Origin of the sequence: Kitasatospora sp. NPDC101447, assembly GCF_044767225.1 — a bacterium.
Classification (GTDB): domain Bacteria; phylum Actinomycetota; class Actinomycetes; order Streptomycetales; family Streptomycetaceae; genus Kitasatospora.
In genome coordinates, this window is sequence record NZ_JBIWNL010000008.1 from 170039 (window position 1) to 188639 (window position 18601).

At 74.9% G+C, this 18601-nt stretch carries 16 protein-coding genes; 13 read left to right on the plus strand and 3 right to left on the minus strand.

What is annotated here, in order from left to right:
- The first annotated feature begins 69 nt into the window (after window positions 1-69).
- Window positions 70-456, plus strand: a complete 387-nt coding sequence (locus ACIRST_RS14880; protein ID WP_402802615.1) for a DUF6193 family natural product biosynthesis protein — start codon at window positions 70-72, stop codon at window positions 454-456.
- A 53-nt stretch (window positions 457-509) separates the two neighbouring features.
- Here ACIRST_RS14880 and ACIRST_RS14885 read toward each other — a convergent pair whose 3' ends face one another.
- The 3 genes from ACIRST_RS14885 to ACIRST_RS14895 all read right to left on the minus strand — a co-directional run bounded on the left by ACIRST_RS14885 (window position 510) and on the right by ACIRST_RS14895 (window position 3403).
- Window positions 510-857 (minus strand): hypothetical protein, encoded by a 348-nt coding sequence (locus ACIRST_RS14885; protein ID WP_402802616.1) that lies wholly within the window; start codon window positions 855-857, stop codon window positions 510-512.
- 85 nt (window positions 858-942) lie between these two features.
- Window positions 943-2304, minus strand: coding sequence for a tetratricopeptide repeat protein (locus ACIRST_RS14890; protein ID WP_402802617.1), 1362 nt, complete (start codon window positions 2302-2304; stop codon window positions 943-945).
- 109 nt (window positions 2305-2413) lie between these two features.
- A complete protein-coding gene (locus ACIRST_RS14895) occupies window positions 2414-3403 on the minus strand; it encodes an aldo/keto reductase (RefSeq protein WP_350524115.1) in 990 nt (329 codons plus the stop codon).
- A 274-nt stretch (window positions 3404-3677) separates the two neighbouring features.
- Between ACIRST_RS14895 and ACIRST_RS14900 the strand changes: the two genes are divergently transcribed.
- From ACIRST_RS14900 to ACIRST_RS14955, 12 genes are all read left to right on the plus strand, one after another.
- Window positions 3678-4985: an NAD(P)/FAD-dependent oxidoreductase gene (locus tag ACIRST_RS14900; protein ID WP_402802618.1), complete on the plus strand. Its 1308-nt coding sequence runs from the start codon at window positions 3678-3680 to the stop codon at window positions 4983-4985.
- 500 nt (window positions 4986-5485) lie between these two features.
- Entirely contained in the window at window positions 5486-6109 is a 624-nt protein-coding gene (locus tag ACIRST_RS14905; RefSeq protein ID WP_350524186.1) for a sigma-70 family RNA polymerase sigma factor, read from the plus strand.
- A gap of 123 nt (window positions 6110-6232) precedes the next feature.
- Complete coding sequence (locus ACIRST_RS14910; RefSeq protein WP_402802619.1) at window positions 6233-6508, plus strand: DUF6480 family protein; 276 nt, start codon at window positions 6233-6235, stop codon at window positions 6506-6508.
- Window positions 6509-6666: 158 nt separating this feature from the next.
- Complete coding sequence (locus ACIRST_RS14915) at window positions 6667-7629, plus strand: B12-binding domain-containing protein (RefSeq protein WP_402802620.1); 963 nt, start codon at window positions 6667-6669, stop codon at window positions 7627-7629.
- A 174-nt stretch (window positions 7630-7803) separates the two neighbouring features.
- The gene (locus ACIRST_RS14920; protein ID WP_402802753.1) at window positions 7804-9129 is read left to right on the plus strand and encodes an NAD(P)/FAD-dependent oxidoreductase; all 1326 of its coding nucleotides are present in this window, start codon (window positions 7804-7806) and stop codon (window positions 9127-9129) included.
- Complete coding sequence (locus tag ACIRST_RS14925; protein ID WP_402802621.1) at window positions 9126-9923, plus strand: DUF1365 domain-containing protein; 798 nt, start codon at window positions 9126-9128, stop codon at window positions 9921-9923. Before ACIRST_RS14920 ends, ACIRST_RS14925 begins: the two co-directional genes overlap by 4 nt.
- The gene (locus ACIRST_RS14930) at window positions 9920-11206 is read left to right on the plus strand and encodes a class I SAM-dependent methyltransferase (RefSeq protein ID WP_402802622.1); all 1287 of its coding nucleotides are present in this window, start codon (window positions 9920-9922) and stop codon (window positions 11204-11206) included. The genes ACIRST_RS14925 and ACIRST_RS14930 overlap by 4 nt, the downstream gene beginning before the upstream one ends.
- A gap of 166 nt (window positions 11207-11372) precedes the next feature.
- Complete coding sequence (locus tag ACIRST_RS14935) at window positions 11373-12152, plus strand: DUF1295 domain-containing protein (RefSeq protein WP_402802755.1); 780 nt, start codon at window positions 11373-11375, stop codon at window positions 12150-12152.
- 192 nt (window positions 12153-12344) lie between these two features.
- Entirely contained in the window at window positions 12345-13637 is a 1293-nt protein-coding gene (locus ACIRST_RS14940; protein ID WP_402802624.1) for an alpha/beta hydrolase family protein, read from the plus strand.
- Between the two features lie 193 nt (window positions 13638-13830).
- Window positions 13831-14502, plus strand: coding sequence for a TMEM175 family protein (locus ACIRST_RS14945; protein ID WP_402802625.1), 672 nt, complete (start codon window positions 13831-13833; stop codon window positions 14500-14502).
- 134 nt (window positions 14503-14636) lie between these two features.
- Window positions 14637-17363: an AAA family ATPase gene (locus tag ACIRST_RS14950; RefSeq protein WP_402802626.1), complete on the plus strand. Its 2727-nt coding sequence runs from the start codon at window positions 14637-14639 to the stop codon at window positions 17361-17363.
- An 85-nt stretch (window positions 17364-17448) separates the two neighbouring features.
- Window positions 17449-18477: a helix-turn-helix domain-containing protein gene (locus ACIRST_RS14955; protein WP_402802627.1), complete on the plus strand. Its 1029-nt coding sequence runs from the start codon at window positions 17449-17451 to the stop codon at window positions 18475-18477.
- The last annotated feature ends 124 nt before the right edge of the window (window positions 18478-18601 follow it).

Sequence of the window (18601 nt, forward strand, 5' to 3'; positions counted from 1 at the left end):
TCCACGACCATTGAGACTCCACGACCCGGGCGGTAGCGTGCCGCAAGCATCTCGGAGGGGGATCGGACCATGGACCCGGATCGCGAGTCCCGCGACTCTGTCGAGGCGGAATGGGACTTCCAGGCGCGTGCCGCGACGCACTGGGACGACCGGTCCCGGGGCTCCACCACGACATGGGTACCGCCGATCATGAGGGCCCTTGTCGACGCGGCACGGCACAGCGCGCTCGGCCGGTTCCATCCCTTCACCAGCCACGCCAGGCTCTGCTTCAGCACCGATGGTCGGCACTGGCCGGGAGAGGGCGACATTCTTCCCGTGTGCATCGCCCTTCTCCCCGGCGGCAGCTACTCGGTGGCGCTCAAGCACGACCCGGCCGAGGTGGTGCTCGAAACGACCAACGCCGACGAGGCCGTGGCGGCGGCCGTAGCGGCGCTGCAGGAGTACCTCAGGTCGTAGCGGCCGGAACACACCGCTGAGCCGGAGCCGGCTCCCGTGTCCCCCGGGCGCGGTCAGCCGAAGTCCTGGATCACCACGCTGCAGGCCAGGCCGCACATCACGCTCACGGCGGAGGCGACGAAGCGCCACGGGGCCCACCGGATCCGTGGCGGCAGGACCGAGGCAGCCACGACGAGCACCAGCTGTGCGCCCATCAGGCCGTGGGCGACGTCGTACTGCGGGCCCCAGTCCCGCCCGCAGGCGCCCCGGGGCGTGCACTGGTCGACCGCGACCGCGCGGACCAGTGCGAAGTACCAGTAGAGGATCTGGCAGAGCGGCAGCAGAAGGCCCGCGACGAGCGGGTACTTCCACGCGTGGCGGTCGTGCCGGTCCGATGCGGATCCGGCGGGGATGTCGTCCATGGACCCGATTCCACCGGGCCGCGCCGGACCGCACATGAGCTCCACTACCCGGTCGGGAACGGTCCGGGTACTCAGGCTCCCCTGGTCAGAAGGGGGGCTCGTCGTGCCAGGTGCCGGTCCGTAGGGCGGGCGGCCGGGGGTCGTGCTGCCGGAGGAGGGCCACGGCGTCGTCGATGCGGCCCAGGTCGATGAGGTGGCCGGCCAGGTCGCGGCGGTGGGCCGGCTCGTTCCGGTCGAGGACGGCGACGACCTCCTCGGTGCGCCCGGAGCGGGCCAGGAGCCAGGCGACGTGCGCGACCGCGTACCAGGTGCCGCCCTCGGGATGGGCCCGGGCATGCTCGACCGCTTCGTCGACCCCTGCGGCGGCGGCGATCAGCGGCAGCCGCATCCAGAACAGTTCCCACTCCTCCTCGCCGCCACGGCGGGCCTTGAGGTCGTCGAGGTGGGCCAGGCCGTCCTGGGCGCGGCCCTGGTCCAGGCACAGGTCGGCGAAGGTGTGGAGGATCCAGTCCTCGTAGGGGCGGGCGTCGGTCTGGGCACGCATCACCTCGATCGCCTCGTCGCCCCGGCCGTGCCGGACCAGGAACTGCGCGAGCGCGTACGCCGCGTTCGGGTCCCCGGCTGCCGGATCGGCGGCCTGCCGGTACGCCGCGACCGCGCCCTCGACGTCGCCGCGCTCCTCCAGCAGCTCCGCCAGCCGCTGTGTCGCGTGCCCGTGGTGGTCGGTCGCCGCGTACGCGCGCAGCTCCTCGATCCGGCCGTGCCGGGCCAGCAGGTCGGCCAGCTGGTCGCGGTTGTTGACCGAGGTGCTCTCCCGGGTACGGAGCAGGGCCACCGCGTCGTCGACCCGGCCCTGGCGTTCACGGATCGTCGCGAGCAGGCCGACGGCGTTGAACGGCTCGACCTTGCGTCGGCCGTCGCACGACGGGGAGTCACAGCAGCGCGGGGTGTCCTCGATCCGGCGGACCAGCAGCTCAGCGGCCTCCTCGTCACGGCCGATGGTCCCCGCGATGTCGACGAACGCCTCCGCGAGGCTCCAGTCCCCGATGTGCGGGCGCAGCAGGGTGAACGCCTCCTCTGCGCGGCCGTGCCGGGAGAGCAGACGCGCGAGGAATCCCAGGGCGGGCCGTTCGCCGTCCTGCGCGTGCGGCCGCACCAGCGCGATCGCCTCGTCGGACCGGCCGCTCGCTTCCAGCAGCTCGGCCCTGGCCTCGGCGGCCGGCCACCAGCCCGCCGCCGGGTACGGCGCGAGGACCTCCAGCGCCTCCGCGGGCCGGCCGTCGCCCGCGAGCAGCCGCGCCCACTCCCGCGCGCAGAACCACTCCCCACGCCCGGCCCAGGACTCCACCGCGTCGGAGCGCCCGAGTTCCAGGAGCCGGGCGACCAGCTGCGGGGGGATGCAGCCGGACTGGGCCCGGACCCGGTAGTCAAGATCGTCGATGTCCACGGCGCAGCACCGTAGCCCGCGCCTCTGACAAGCGGGTTCAGCGGTCCAGTCGTTCAGCAGCTCAGCAGCTCAGCAGCTTGGCGGTTCGGCAGCTCAGTGGTTCTGCAGCTCAGCGGTTCACCGCCCGCATCCCGTCCTCGTCGTAGCGCTCGCCCGCCACCTCGGGTAGCTCGGCCTCGATGCGGGCCAGGTCCTCGTCGGTCAGCTCGACGTCGACCGCGCCCGCGTTCTGCTCCAGGTAGGTGCGACGCTTGGTGCCCGGGATCGGCACGAGGTCCTCGCCGCGGGCCAGTACCCAGGCGATCGCCAGCTGGGCCGGAGTGACCTCCTTCTCCGCGGCGATCTGCTTGACCTTCTCCGCGAGCCGGAGGTTGGCCGCCAGATTGGCGTCGGTGAAGCGCGGGTTGGTGCGGCGGAAGTCGTCCCGGTCGAGCTCGTCCGGGGAGCTGAAGCGGCCCGCCAGGAAGCCGCGGCCGAGCGGGGAGTACGGCACGAAGCCGATCCCGAGCTCCCGGCACATCGGGAGCACCTCGGCTTCCACGTCCCGCGTCCAGAGCGAGTACTCGCTCTGGACGGCGGTGACCGGGTGGACGGCGTGGGCGCGACGGATGGTCTCCGCGCTCGCCTCGCTCAGCCCGATGTGCCGCACCTTGCCCTCGGCGACGAGTTCGCCGAGCGCGCCCACGGTCTCCTCGATGGGCACGGCCGGGTCGACCCGGTGCTGGTAGTACAGGTCGATGTGGTCGGTGCCGAGCCGCGCGAGCGAACCGTGGACGGAGCTGCGGACGTGCGCGGCGGAACCGTCCTGGGGGCCCACCGTGGACATGTCGCCCGGAACGGCGCCGTCCATCCGGTAGTTGAACTTCGTGGCGATCACGTACTCGTCACGGTGTCCCCGCACGGCCTCGCCGACCAGGGACTCGTTGGTGAGCGGTCCGTAGACCTGCGCGGTGTCGAGGAAGTTGACGCCGAGCTCCAGGGCGCGCCGGATGGTCGCGATGCCCTCGTCCTGGTCGGCCGTGCCGTAGAAGGCGGACATCCCCATGCAGCCGAGGCCGATGGCCGACACCCGGAGGTCCCGCAGACTGCGCTGTTTCATGTGACGTCCCAGCCCTTCTCTCGTCCTTCCCCGGCCGGCCGGGGCTTCTCCGACGACGCCTGCTCCGCGACACCTGGTCCGAGACGCCTGCGCCGCGATGTCTGCGCCGCGCGGACGGCCGGGCCTCGTGTCCTCGGTGAGGACCTTACGGTGCGGGTGTCCTCCGACGGCGGACCGGCACGTCCGGTGCGATGGCCGTATCGCCGTGTCCAATCCGCTTCACCACCCGGCTCCGAACTTCCCGTGACCGTACGGCGGCACGGGAGGTGGACCGATGACACACCACGCAGTGCAGGCTCCGGCCGGGGCAGCGGAGGTCATCGTGGTGGGGGCGGGCCTGGCAGGTCTGGCCTGCGCGCTCGACCTGACGGCGGCCGGTCGGGACGTCCTGGTTCTGGAAGCCGCCGACGACGTGGGCGGACGGATGCGCACCGACGTGGTCCGGGGCTTTCGGCTCGACCGCGGCTTCCAGGTGTTCAACACCGCCTACCCGCAGGTCAGGCGGCGTCTGGAGCTCGCCGCGCTGGGGCTGCGCCCGTTCACGCCCGGGTTCCTGCTGGCCGACGGGCGGGGCTCGCGCCGCGTGGTCGATCCGACCAGGCGCCCGGGCGCGGCCGGTGACCTGCTGCCCACCGGGCGGTTGCGCGGCGGGCGGTTGCGCGGCGGACTGCTGCCGCTGCGCGACCTGGCCGCGCTGGGGCTGCTGTGCGCGGGGGACGCGGTGCTGCCCGCCGCCCTGCTCAAGCGCCTGCCGGAGACGAGCACCGCGCGTGCGCTGCGGCGGGCCGGGGTGTCGCGGCGCACCGTCGACGGGGTGCTCCGCCCGTTCCTGGCCGGGGTGTTCCTGGAGGAGGGGCTGGAGACCTCCAGCCGGCTGTTCCATCTGGTGTGGCGCAGCATGCTGCGCGGCAGCCTGTGCCTGCCGCGGGACGGCATCGGGGCCGTGCCGCGGCAGTTGGCGGCCCGGTTGCCGACGGACCGGCTGGTGCGCGGCACCCGGGTGGGGCGGGTGACGGCGGACGGCGTGGTGCTCGCGGACGGCTCGGTGCTGCGGGCCCGCGCGGTCGTGGTGGCGACCGGGACGGCGCAGGCCGCCCTGCTGCTGCCGGGCCTGGAGGTCCCGGCGGTGCGGGCGGTGACGACCTTCTACCACGCGGCACCGGTCAGCCCGCTGCGCGAGCCGACGCTGGTCGTGGACGCGGGCCGGCAGGTGCTGAACACCGTGGTGCTGTCGGAGGTCGTCCCCGGCTGCTCACCGGACAGGCGGGCGCTGGTGTCGACCTCGGTCCTGGGGACGGGCACGGACGAGCGGGTGGCTCGGGCCCGGGCCGGCGTGCTGTACGGGGCGGACACCTCGGCCTGGGAGCCGCTGGCGGAGTACCGGATCGCCGAGGCGCTGCCGGCCGGGCCGGCGCCGCTCCCGCTCAGCCGCGGCACGCGGTTCGCGCTGGGGCGCTACGTGTGCGGGGACCACCGGGCCACGGGCTCGGTGCAGGGGGCGCTCGCCTCGGGTGCGCGGGCCGCCCGGGAGGTGCTGGCCGATCTGGCCGGTGGCGCGGTGGCCACCCGCTCACGGCGGTGACTGGCCGCGGTCCCGTTCGGCGGCCAGCAGTTCGGGCAGCCCGTCCAGTCGGCCGCCGGCGCAGCACCGAGCGGGCCTCGATCATGACCACCGGGGCGTCCGGGTCCGGGCCGCCGTCCCCCGGGGCGAGGAAGTGCGGCCCGAGCTGGTCGCCGAACAGCCAGTGCGGGCGCGGTCCGCTCATTCCGGTCCTCCGGCGCCCTCGTGCGTGGCCGCCGCCGGGCGCGGCCCGTCGTACGGCTCGTCGTGCCGCTTCATGGTCCGCTCCGTTCCCCTCCTCGACGGCCGGATGGGCGCGGGGTACGCCGCCTCCTCTGCAGGATCGGCCGTCGACGGCGGCGGGCACAGGTGCAGCGGTGCCGCAGCGTCTGCGCTCCCGGTCCCCCGCCGAAACGATGCACAAACGGTCCGACTCCGCTCGCGGTGCCGAATCGCTGCAGCGTGGGGGCGTGACCTCGCTCGTACTGACCCGTACCGACCCGGATCCCAGCGGCAGGCAAGTGCCGGCGGCTGCCGATCTGCGGCATCTCCTGGAGCTGTCGGCGCACGGCGACGACCGCGCGTTCGAGGTGCTGTACCGCGCGGTCGCCGCACCGGTGTACGGCGTCGCCCTGCGGACGCTGCGCAGCCCCGCGCACGCCGAGGAGGTCGCCCAGGAGGTCCTGCTGGAAGTCTGGCGCACCGCGGCGGCCTACCGGCCCGAACGCGGGTCGGTGCTGGCCTGGGTGCTGACGATCGCGCACCACCGCGCGGTGGACCGTGTGCGCTCCGCCCGCGCCGCTGCCGAGCGCGACCACCGGGTCGCGGCCCGGGAGCCCGTGCGGAGCGATCCGCCGGAGGAGGAGGCGGTCCGCTCGCTGGACCGGCTGCGGGTCAGGTCCGCTCTGGCGGATCTGAGCTCGGTGCAGCGCGAGGCCGTGGTGCTGGCCTACTTCGGCGGGTACTCGCACCGGGAGATCGCGCACCGGATCGGCGTGCCGTTGGGCACCGTCAAGACCCGGATCCGCGACGGCCTCATCCGGCTCCGGGCCGCCTTCGCCGTCGAGTGCGATCGCCCGTGCGCGCAGGAAGGTCCGGCCGGACGGTCGCCCCGGCCCGGCCGTGTCGTGGGGGCGGGGCGATGACGGCGGCGGCTCCCGGCACGGAGTCGGTGCGGGACCGCCGGAGAAAGCGCGCAGCCCGGCCCGCCGCGTCCGGGAGCGGTGCGGAAACGCTGCGACTGGGAGCGGGGAGCCGCCGGATGCAGCATGGAGATGTCGGGATCCACCGAGGACCGGATCCACCGCCGACCGCGGGAGGACGTCATGACCGTCGACCAGCAGCTCCCCACTCAGGAGCGTCCCGCTCCCGCGAGCCCCCCTACCGAGACGCCGGAGTGCGAGGCGTCGACGTGCGCGGGCATCTCCACCCCGGAGTCGGTCGAACTGCACACGGCCTGGCCGGGCTGGATTCCCCTGCTGGTCATCGCCGTCATGGTGGTGTGCTGTGTGGGTTTCGCCGTCGGGAGGATCGCAGGATGGTGACCTCCTCGGCCGCCCTCGATGCCGGACGGCGGACCGGGGAGCGGTCCGGAGGGCCGGACCCGCTGTCCGGCCCGCTTTCCGGCCCTCCGACCGGCCCGCCGGCCGGCCCGGCGGAGGACGTGGGGCTCCCGACGGGCGGCGTGGCCCGGCGTCTGGGCGTGTCCCCCACCACCGTCCGTTCCTGGGAACGCCGCTACGGCATCGGCCCCGCCCACCGGGAGGCCGGGCATCACCGCCGCTGGAGGCGTCAGGACATCGCCGTCCTGGAGACGATGTGCCGTCTGACGGCACGCGGGGTCCCTCCGGGCGAGGCCGCCCGAGCGGCCCTGGCCGAGCGCAACGTCCCCGCCCCCGAGGACGGCCTGCGGCCCGCGCTCCCCGTACTCCCCGCACTCGCCGCGCCGCCCGCGCCGCAGGCGGGCTCCCGGGGCGGCGAACGCACCGGTCCCGGCCCGGGCGGAAGCCGCGCCCTGCACGTCGGGACGGTGCGCCCCGAATGCCGGGGCCTGGCCCGGGCGGCGGTACGGCTCGACGCGCCGGAGGTCGCCAGGATCCTGCGGGAGGCGCTGGAAGCGCTCGGCGTGGTCGACGCGTGGACGGACGTCATGATGCCGGCCCTCCGTGCCGCGGGCCGCAAGTGGGCGGCGGACGGCGAGCAGTACGTCGAGGTCGAGCACCTGCTGTCCTGGCACGTCTCCACCGCCCTGCGGGGCGTGGCCGTCGGTGCCTTCACGGCCCGGCCGGCGCGGCCCGTCCTGCTGACCGCGACGCCCCTCGAACTGCACACCCTCCCGCTCGACGCCACGGCCGCGGCGCTGACCGAACGTGCCGTTCCCTTCCGGATGTTGGGCGCGGCCGTCCCGTCCCGGGCCCTGCTGGACGCCGTCCACCGGATCGGTCCGGGGGCCGTGATGATCTGGTCCCAGGACCGGCACACCGCGGACCGCGAGCTGGTGCGCAGGGTCGGCGACAGCGTGTGGGGTCCACGCGGCTCCCGCGGCGGGGCCGTGGTGGTCGCCGCCGGTCCCGGGTGGGCCCGCAGCCGGCCGCCGGCCGGCGCCGTCCGCCCCTTCACCCTCGCGGACGCCGTCGACCTCATCGAGCAGGCCGTCACGGACTGAGGCCCCGTCCCGGCGGCCGCCTGCCGGTGACGTCCCGTCCCCCTGCCCCTGCCCCTGCTCTGCCGTCCGTGCGCGCGAAGTCGGGCCAATCCGGGCCGGGCTCCGCTTCCGAAGATCCGGTGCAACGTCCATGCGGGCCGCGTCGCGGCCCCCTCGGGAGGGGCTCTCGTGACCATGTTCGACACCGTCTCCACCACGCGGTCCACCGCCGCGCTCCCCGGCGGGCGTCCACGCACGGTGGCGGTGGTGGGATCCGGCGTCGCCGGGCTCACCGCGGCCCACGAGCTCTGCCGGGCCGGGGTGGAGGTCGAGTTGTTCGAGGCCGAGGGCCGCCTCGGAGGCCACGCCCACACGCAGCGGGCCACGGACCGGGACGGCCGGACGGTGGCGCTGGACACCGGGTTCCTGGTGCACAACGAGCGCACCTACCCGTACCTGGTGCGCCTCTTCGCCGAACTCGGCATCCGCACCCAGGACAGCGTGATGAGCATGTCCGTGCGCTGCGACGGGTGCGGCCTGGAGTACGCGGGCGCCAAGGGGCCGGCCGGGCTGTTCGCCCGTCCCGACGTCGTGCTGCGCGGCCGGTACCTGCGCATGCTCGCCGAAGTGCCCCGTTTCCACCGGCTCGCCCGCCGCCTGCTCGCCGACCCGGGGGCGGGCGATCCGAGCCTGCGGGACTTCCTCGCCGCCGAGGGCTTCTCGCCCTACTTCGTGAGCCACTTCATGACCCCGGTGGTGTCCGCCGTGTGGTCCTGCGCCCCCGACCTCGCGGGCGACTACCCGGCCCGCTACCTCTTCGCGTTCCTCCGCAACCACGGCATGCTCTCCGTGACCGGATCGCCGACCTGGCGCACCGTCGTCGGCGGCTCGCGCACCTACGTCGACCGGATCGCGGCGCGGCTCACCGCCGTCCACCGGTCCGCCCCCGTTCGTGCGGTCCGCCGACACCCGGACGGTGTCACCGTGGTCTGCGCGGACGGGCGGCGCACCGAAGCCGACGCGGTGGTGGTCGCCACCCATGCCGACCAGGCGCTGCGGCTGCTCGCCGACCCGAGCGACGCCGAGCGAGCGGTCCTCGGTGCCTTCACCTACTCGGTCAACCCGACGGTGCTGCACCGCGACCGGACGGTCCTCCCCTCCGCGCGCCCGGCGCGCGGTTCGTGGAACTACCGGATGCCCCACTGCAGCGCGTCCTCCGACCGGGTGCGGGTCAGCTACCACCTCAACCGGCTGCTGCGGCTGGACACCGACACCGACTACCTGGTCACGCTCAACGAGGACCGGCAGCAGCCGATCCCCGAGGAACTGGTGGTCTCCCGCACCGTCTACGAGCACCCGGTCCACACCGCGCGTACGGTCGCCGCCCAGCGCCGGCTGCCCGAACTCGCCCGCGCCCGAACCGTGTTCGCCGGTGCCTACCACGGCTGGGGCTTCCACGAGGACGGCTGCCGTTCCGGCGTCGAGGCCGCCCACGCACTGCTCGGGGTGAGCGTGCCGTGACCACCGCCCTGCCCGGACCGTGGGGGGCGATCCTCTACGACACCGTCACGACGCACGTGCGCACCGCGCCCCGCAGGCGCTCGTTCCGGCACCGCGGCTACCTGTGGCTGGTGGACCTCGACCGCCTGCCCGCCCTGCCGCGGCCGCTGCGGCCGCTGGCCCGGTTCCTGCCGCGCGACCACGCCCTCGACCCGGCCGCCAGGCCGCCGACGCTCCGCCAGGACCTGGAGCGCTTCCTCGCCGCCCGCGGCATCCGGCTGGGCGACGGGACGGTGCTGATGCTCACGCAGGCCCGTTCGCTGGGGCACGTGTTCAACCCGCTGACCGTCTACTGGTGCCGCGACCGGTCCGGCCGTCCGCTCTGCACGGTCGCCGAGGTCCACAACACCTACGGCGGCCGGCACCGCTACCTGCTGGCGCCCGACCCCGACGGCCGCGGCGAGAGCGACAAGGACTTCCACGTCTCACCGTTCTTCCCCGTCGACGGCCGCTACACGATGGTGCTGCCCGAACCGGCGGAGCGGCTCCACCTGACGGTCCACCTGGAGCGCCGGGGCCGCCGGGCCTTCACCGCCACCGTCCGCGGCACCGCACGGCCGGCGGGCCCCGCGGCCCTGCTGCGCGCCGTCCTCACCCACCCGTTCGCCACCTGGGCCGTCAGCCTGCACATCCGCTACCAGGGCGTCCGCCTGTGGCTCAGCGGCCTGCCCGTCCACCCCCGCCCGCCCGCCGGCCCGCCCCGGACCGCCGACGGGCCCACCGCTCCCACCACGGAAGAGGCGCCCACCCCATGACGACCACGCTTCCCCCGACAGCAACGCCGACGACCCCCGTCGACCCCGCGCGCTGGCCGGACGTCGCCCGGGTCCCGCACGCGCCGCTGCGCGCGGCCGTCGCCGCCTGCCTGCTGCGCCGGGTGGCCTCGCGTCGCGGCCTGCGCGTCGAGCTCCCCGGCGGCCGCACCCCGCGGCCGGCCCCGCCCGGGGCTCCGGTCCTGCGCCTGCACCGCCCGCGGGCCTTCCTCCACCGGGTCGGCGCGGGCGGCCTGATCGGCTTCGGGGAGTCCTACCAGGCCGGCGACTGGGACAGCCCCGACCTGGTCGCGCTGCTCACCGGACTCGCCGCCGCGCCCCAGACCCTCGTGCCGGCCGGCACACAGTGGCTGCGCCGCCTCTACGTCCAGAAGCCTCCGGACGACGAACTGTCCACCCCGGGGAACGCGCGGCGCAACATCCACCGGCACTACGACCTGTCCAACGACCTGTTCGCGCTGTTCCTCGACCCGACGATGACCTACTCCTCGGCCCTCTTCCCGACCGGCCGCGCCCACGAACCGCTCGCCACCCGGGACGGCCTGCCCGCGGCCCAGCACCGCAAGATCGACCGGCTGCTCGACCTGGCCCGCGTCGGCCCCGGCACCCGGCTGCTGGAGATCGGCACCGGATGGGGCGAACTCGCCCTGCGCGCAGCCGCCCGCGGCGCCCGCGTCGTCAGCCTGACCCTCTCCGGGGAACAACTCGCCCTCGCCCGGCGCCGGATCGCCGACGCCGGGCAGGCGGACCGGGCGCAGGTCCGGCTGTGCGACTACCGCGCCGCCGAAGGCCGGTACGACGCCGTCGTCAGCGTCGAGATGATCGAGGCCGTGGGCCGGCCGTTCTGGCCGGACTACTTCGCCACCCTCGACCGGGTCCTGGCGCCCGGCGGACGCGTCGCCCTCCAGGCGATCACCATGTCCCACGACCGGATGCTCGCCTCCAGCCGCACCTACACCTGGATCCTCAAGTACGTCTTCCCCGGCGGTCTCATCCCGTCCCTGCGGGCGATCGAGGAGGCCGCCACCCGGCACACCCGGCTGCGGACGGTACGGTCCGACGCGTACGGGCCGCACTACGCCGAGACCCTGCGGCTGTGGCGCGAACGCTTCACCGAACGGTCGCCGCAGGTCGCGGCCCTCGGCTTCGACGAGGTCTTCCGGCGCACGTGGGAGCTCTACCTCGCGTACTCCGAGGCCGGGTTCCGCACCGGCTACCTCGACGTCCACCAGATCCTCCTCACCCGCGACGGGGTGACGGCGTGAGAGCGGCGGCCCCCACCGGCACCGCCGCCGTCGTCCTCGTCCGGGCCGGCCGGCCCGGTGGCCGATCGTCCGCGCTCCAGCCGGCCGACCGGTACCGGAGCCTGTCGTGAACGCCGCCGCCTTCGCGCTCAACCTCGCCGTCAACGCCGCCGTCGCCCTCGCCGTCATGCTCACCGCGTTCGCGGCGGGGGTGCGCACCGGGCGTCACCGCGGGGTGGACGTCGCCTGGGGGCTCGCCTTCACCGCCGTGGCGCTGAGCGGCTTCGCGCTCTCGGACGGCCACGGGAACCCCGAGCGCCGCCTGCTGGCCACCGTCCTGGTCACCGTGTGGGGCCTGCGGCTGTCCGGGCACATCTGGTGGCGCGCCCGCGGTGCCACCGAGGACCCGCGCTACGCCCGGATGCTCGCCCGCGCCCCCGAGGGGCCGGCCCGCACCCGGTACGCCCTGCGGACGGTCTACCTGCTCCAGGCCGCCCTCGTCTGGTTCGTCTCCCTGCCCGTCCAGACCGCCCAGTACCTGCCCCACCCGCCCGGCGTGCTCGCCTGGGCGGGCACCGCACTGTGGGCGGTCGGCCTGTTCTTCGAGACGGTCGGGGACCGGCAACTCGCCCGCTTCAAGGCCGACCCGGCCAACCGCGGCCGGATCATGGACCGCGGTCTGTGGCGGTACACCCGCCACCCGAACTACTTCGGCGACGCCTGCGTGTGGTGGGGCCTGTTCCTGCTCGCCGCCGACGCGCCCGTCGGCTGGGCCTTCGTCCTCAGCCCGGTGCTCATGACCTGGCTGCTCGCCTTCGGCAGCGGCAAACCGCTGCTGGAACGGCAGATGGGCGCGCAGCGGCCCGGTTGGGCCGAATACACCGCCCGTACCAGCGGTTTCGTGCCCCTGCCCCCGCGTCGAACCCGGACGGCCCCGGCCGCACCCCCGGCGAGGCCCCGCCCGTGACCGTATCCAGCGCAGTGTCCGGGACTTCGGAGCGGTCGGACGCCCGGATCAGGCCGACGCCACGGTGGACCAGGCGTCCGCACCCGTTCCGCGTCAGCCCGGGGACGTAAACCCGTGGGCCCATGCGAGGTGACGGACGGTCAATCCCCGGGCTGATGTCGCCCATCGGCCCCGCGTGACAGCCTTCCGGGCATGGACACCACGCCGATGGACACCATTCCGACGGACACCGCGCCGAGGGACGCCGCGCCGGTACGCCGTACCGCACCGACCCGCCGCCGCATGCTGGGCGCTGCCCTCGCCCTGGGCGCCGTCGCACCGCTGGGCCTCGCCCGCGCCGCCTCGGCCGCTCCCGCATCCGCAGCCGCATCCGCAGCCACCGGCACCGTCCCCGCCGCCCCCGCACGGCTCACCCTGCCCGCTCCCACCGGCCCCTTCCCGGTGGGCATGGTGCCGCTGCACCTGCGCGACGAGTCCCGGCTCGACCCGAACGCCAGGCCCGGACGGTTCCGCGAGCTGATGGCCACCGTCTGGTACCCGGCCCGGGTAGCGGACGCCGACGCGTACCCGCTCGCCCCCTGGATGACCGCGGGCGCCCTGAAGGCCTTCCTCAACGACGTCGGCTTCCCGCTCGACCCCTCCCTCGCCCCGCTCACCAGCGGCCACCAGGGCGCGCCCGTCCACCGGACCGGCCGGCCGTTGCCCGTCGTGCTCTACTCGCACGGCGCGGGCAGCCACCGCGCCGACCACACCGTCATGGTCCAGGAGTTGGCCAGCCACGGCTTCGCCGTGGTCACCGTCGACCACACCCATGACGCCATCACCGAGTTCCCGGACGGGACCGTCGTCACCCGGGACGGCGTCGCCCCAGGGCTGTACCCGAAGGACTACGCCGCCGACCTGCTCTTCCTCCTCGAACGCGTCGTCGACCTGGCCAACGGACGCAACCCCGACGTCGACGGCCGTACCCTGCCGACCGGCCTGCTCGGCGGCCTGGACGCGCGGAACATCGGTGTCTCCGGCTGGTCCAAGGGCGGCACCGCCGCCGCCCTCGCCATGGTCGCCGACCCGCGCATCCGCGCCGGCCTCACCCTGGACGGCCGGATGGAGTCGAACCCCGCCGTCACCACCGACATCGACCGGCCGTTCATGCTGATGACCGCCACCTACACCCGGGCCGCCAGCCCGTACGTCGAGACCTTCTGGGGCCACCTGCGCGGCTGGCGCCTCGACGTCCAGGCCACCGGCGCCGTGCACACCTCGTACGGCGACGACATGACGCTGATCCCGCAGGCGGGCAGGCTCCTCGGCATGACCGAGCAGCAGATCCAGTCCGCGGTCGGCACCCTCGACCCCGACCGCGGCATCCTCATCCAACAGGCCTACCCGCGCGCCTTCTTCGACCTCCACCTGCGCAACCGGCACTGCGGCGACCTGCTCGACGGGCCGTCGAAGGCCTTCCCCGAGGTCGTCTACCACCCGTAGGTCCGGCACGACGGCGGGCGGCCGCGACGGGGGTGCGGCCGGCCGCCCTCGTCGCGGCCGCCCAACTCCGTCCTCGTCCACGGCCCGGGGCGGACCACCGGCAGAGGTCTGTCAGGGGGGTGGCACACTCTCCGGTTCCCGGTCCGGGAGAGTTGTCTCCGGCCGGCGTCATCGACCTTCCGCCGGAGACCCCATGAGCACCCCCGCGCCCGATCCGTCCCGCCGGGACTCCACCGACTTCAGCACCGCCCGTCTGGAGGCCTTCAGCGACGGCGTCTTCGCCATCGCCATCACCCTGCTCGTCCTGGACCTGAACGTTCCCGAACCCGACGGCCTGCACGGCCAGAGCCTCGCCGGGGCCCTGGCCCACCAGTGGCCCTCCTACTTCGCCTACCTCGTCAGTTTCCTCGTCATCGGCATCATCTGGATCAACCACCACGCCATGTGCGCACTCGCGCGCCGCGTCGACCGGCGGACCCTCTTCGCCAACCTCTTCCTCCTCCTCACCGTCTCCGTCATCCCCTTCCCCACCCGCCTGCTCGCCACCTACCTCACGGCGGAGGACACCGACGCCCACACCGCGGCCGCCGTCTACGCGGCCACCATGGTCGCCATGGGCCTCGCCTTCACCCTGCTGTTCCTCTCCTTCACCCGCGACGCGCGCGCCCTGCGCACGCCCGTCCCCCGGGCCGACGTGAACGCCGCGATGCGCCGCTTCGGCCTCGGCGGCCTGGCCTACCTGGCCACGGTCGGGATCGCCTACCTCAGCCCCGTCGCCATGCTCGCCACCCATGCCGTCCTCGCCGTCTACTACTGCTTCGACCAGCTGGCACCCGTCCGACGGGCTCCCGCGACGCCGCACTGACACCGGTCGGGCGGCCCACCGTCCGCGACCGGACCGCCCGACGGAATGACCGATATGCTCCGACGCTCGTGCACCTCGTCCGTTCGTTCGAACTGACGACGGTCCCGCCTTCGTCACACGGTTTCAGGAGTTCCATGGTGATCGGTCGTCAACAGGAGCGGGCGGTCATCGCCGACGCGCTCTCCCCCCGGTCGGCGTCGCCCGCCGTCCTGCTGCTCGGGGAGGCGGGGGTGGGCAAGACCCTGCTGCTGGACACCGCGGTCGAGGAGGCCGAACGCGAACACGCCCGCGTCCTGCGGGTGCGGGGCAGCGTCGCCGAGAGCGAACTCGCCTTCGCCGGCCTCCACCAGCTCCTGCTGCCCGTCCTCGACGACGGGGTCGACGGCCTGCCGGCCCGCCAACGGGCCGCCCTGCTCGGTGCCTTCGGGCTCGGTGAGGACCTCACCCCACCGGACCCCATGATGGTGAGCCTGGCCGTGCTGACGCTCGCCTCCCGGATCGCGTCCACGGGCCGGCTGCTGCTCGCCGTCGACGACGCCCAGTGGCTCGACCCGGGAAGCTGCCAGGTCCTGGGCTTCCTCGCACGCCGGCTCGCGGGCGAGTCGATCGCGCTGCTGGTCGCGGCCCGCGGCACCCACCGGCCCGACTGGCTGGACTCGACGGTGCCGCAGGTGGTGGTCGCTCCGCTGTCCCCGGCCGAGGCGGAGGAGCTGCTCGGCGCGCAGCCCGAGCCGCCCGTCGGCCCGGCCCGGCGCCAGGTGCTGGCCACCGCCGCCGGCAACCCCCTCGCGCTCATCGAACTGGCCCGGCGGGCGGCGCGGGACGGTCGCCTCCCGCCCATGGGGCCGGTGCCGGTCACCGACCTGCTGGAGAGCACCTTCGCCGCCCAGGCCGACGGATTGCCGCAGGCCACCCGCGAGGCGCTGCTGATCGCGGCCGCGGCGGAGGGCGCGGCCCTGTCCGACGTCCTGGCCGCACTGCCGCCGGGCTCCGACATGGAGGTGTGGCTGCCGGCCGAGCAGGCAGGGCTGGTGCACGTGCGGGCGGACCGGATCGAGTTCCGCCACCCGCTGGTCCGTTCCGCCGTCTACGGCGCCGTCCCGTTCGCCGAACGGCGGCGCGCGCACCTGGCGCTGGCGGCCGCGCTCGCCGGCGACCCCGACCGGCGGGCCTGGCAGCTGTCGGCGGCGACGGTGGCCCCCGACGCCGCGGTCGCCGCGACCCTGGAGGCCACCGCCATGCGCACGTTCGGCCGGGGCGCCGTCGCCGAAGCGCTGGCCGGTCTGGAACGTGCCGCCCAGCTCCACCCGGACACGGGCGAGCGGACCAGGCTCCTGTCGACCGCCGCCTACACCGCCGTCCTGGTCGGGGACCTCGACCGGGCCGAGACCCTCGGCGCCCAGGCCTCGCACCTCACTCCCGATCCGGCCGCGACCAGCTGGATCAGCGCCATGAACGGGCTGGTCGCCATGCTGATGCTGCGTCTGGAACGGGCCTTCGCCCTCGTCGTCGGCGAGGAGGTGCCGGCCGCGGGGCCGCTCGCCGAGGACGTGTCCACCATCGCGACCGGGATCGTCTACCACTCGGGCATCGCCGCCCAGCGGGAGCGGATCCGGCCGATGCTGGCGGCCCGCGCGGCGGAGGGCGGCGAGGCGCTCGGCCGGCCGTTCCACCTGTGGGACATCGGCGTCACCGACCCCTTCACCCACGGGAACACCGTGCGCGCCCTGCTTCCCGCGGCCGCTGCCGCACCCGGCCTGATCCCGACCGAGACGCACACCCTCGGTGTCCTCGGCATGCTGCTGGACGAGACCGAGACGGCGGTGAGCCTGCTCGGCGACATGGTCAATCCGCAGTGGGAGGACGCGGCCGACTTCCACGCCGGAATGACCGCCGCGGACCTGGCCTGGGCCAACTTCGACTGCGGCCGGTGGGCCGACGCACGCCTCGGCGTCGAACGGCTCGCGGAACGCTTCCTGGCCGGGCACCGCAACCTCGGCTCGGCGCGGGCACTCACCGCCCTCGCCACCGTGTGCGCCGTGACCGGCGAGCCCGGGACGGCGCTGCGCCACGCCTCGGCGGCGCTGGCCGTCACCGAGCCGGCCCGGGCGCTCGCCACCGTCGTCCGGGCCCGCCGGGCGGCCGCGCTCGCCGCCACCGCCCTCGGTGACCACCACGCCGCCCACCTGCACCTGAGCTCCGTCTTCGACGGCTCGGGCGCACCGGTGCACTACCACCTGTCGTGCTACGCCGTCGCCGACCACGCGGCGGCCGCCGTCCTCACCGGGCACGCCGGGCAGGCCCGGGCCGCCCTGGAGCAGGTGAGCGCCGCGGTCGGCGCGGGAGCCTCGGCGCGGCTGCGGCAGATCCTGCTCCGGGCCACCGCGCTGCTGGCCGAACAGGCCGCCGCCGGGGCGCACTTCCGCGCGGCGCTGGAGGATCCGGCCGGTCAGCGCTGGCCGTTCGAACGGGGCCAGGTCTGGCTGGAGTACGGCGAGTGGCTGCGGCGGCAACGGCAGATCGCGGATGCCCGGACGGCCCTGACGAAGGCCCGTGAGATCTTCGACGGACTGGGCGCCGGCCACTGGGCGGCACGGGCCGAGGCGGAACTGCGGGCGGCGGGCATCACCGTCGGGACGGCCCGGCACAGCGCGCTGCGCTCCCTGACCCCGCAGCGGCAGCGGATCGTACGGCTCGCCGCGCAGGGCCTGACGAACCGGCAGATCGGCGAGCGGCTGTTCCTGTCGCCCCGGACCGTCGGGACCCACCTCTACCAGGTCTTCCCGGCCCTCGGCGTGACCTCGCGCAGCCAGCTGCGCGACGTCGTGGAGCGGGAGGCCGGCCCGGGGCCCGGCCTGTGACGACGCAAGTCATGTGACGGATGGCCGGGGCGCCGATCGGCCCGAGAGTGGGGGGAGAACCACCCGCACTGCGCCCGGAGCCCTCATGTCCGTCACCCTCGTCACCCTGCCCCCGCACACGTCACCCGCGACGCCACCCGCGACGCCACCCCGCGACCGCGCCGGACACTGGCACGCGCTGGTGTCCGGCACGTTCGTCCCGCTCGACCTCATCGCGCACGAGGACGTCTGCCCGGTCGGGACGATCACCAGCCGGCGCCTCGGCCCGCTCCGGATATCCGAGGTCGAGGCGGGCCCGCAGACCGCGTCCCGCAGCAGGCGCCGCATCTCCCAGGGCGGTGCGGAGTTCCTGACGGTCACCCTCCAGCAGCGGGGCACCGCCCGGCTCACCCAGGACGGCCGGCAGGCGCTGGTGGGACCGGGAGCCTTCACCTGCTCGGACGCGGGCCGTCCCTACCGGCGGGAGCATCCCGAACACTTCCGCTTCACCGCGTTCCGGCTGCCCAAGGCGGCCCTCGGGGTGACCGACGACGAGCTGCGGGCCGTCACGGGGACGGTGTTCAACGGCAGTTCGGGAACCTCCGGGCTGATCGCCGGCTACCTGAACCGGCTCGCGGCACAGGCGGCGGACTTCGACCCCGGCACCGGACACCGGCTCGCCCTGACCACCGCCGACCTGCTGGCGGTGCTGGTCCGCGAGCGTCAGGGCCGGGCGGTCCGACAGCACCCGGAGGCCGCGCGGGGCATGCTCGCCCGGATCGAGGACTACATCCTGCGTCACCTGGGCGAGCCCGACCTCTCGCCCGCCCGGATCGCCGAAGCGCACCACATCTCGGTGCGCTACCTGCACAAGCTGTTCCGCGCCGAGGGGACGACGGTCGGCCGCTGGGTGCAGCGCGAACGGCTGGACCGCTGCCGGCGCGAGCTGTCCCGTCCGGCCAGGACGATGCCGGCCATCTCGGCGGTGGCCCACCGCTGGGGCTTCGTGAGCCCCTCGCACTTCAGCCGGTCCTTCCGGACGACGTACGGCATGTCACCGCGGGAGTGGCAGGCCACCACCCGGCTCCGGCCCGCGGCCCCCGGCGCAGCAGCGCCCTCCGGGGCCGGCGCGTGATGCCGCGCGGAGCGACCACTGCGGCCGGCGGCAGGCCCGCGGTTCCGCCGTCCTGCGGCACTGCCGCCCCCGGCGCACGCTGGAGGTAGCGGCCGGCGGCGTACCGCAGGCGGGGCAACCGGGC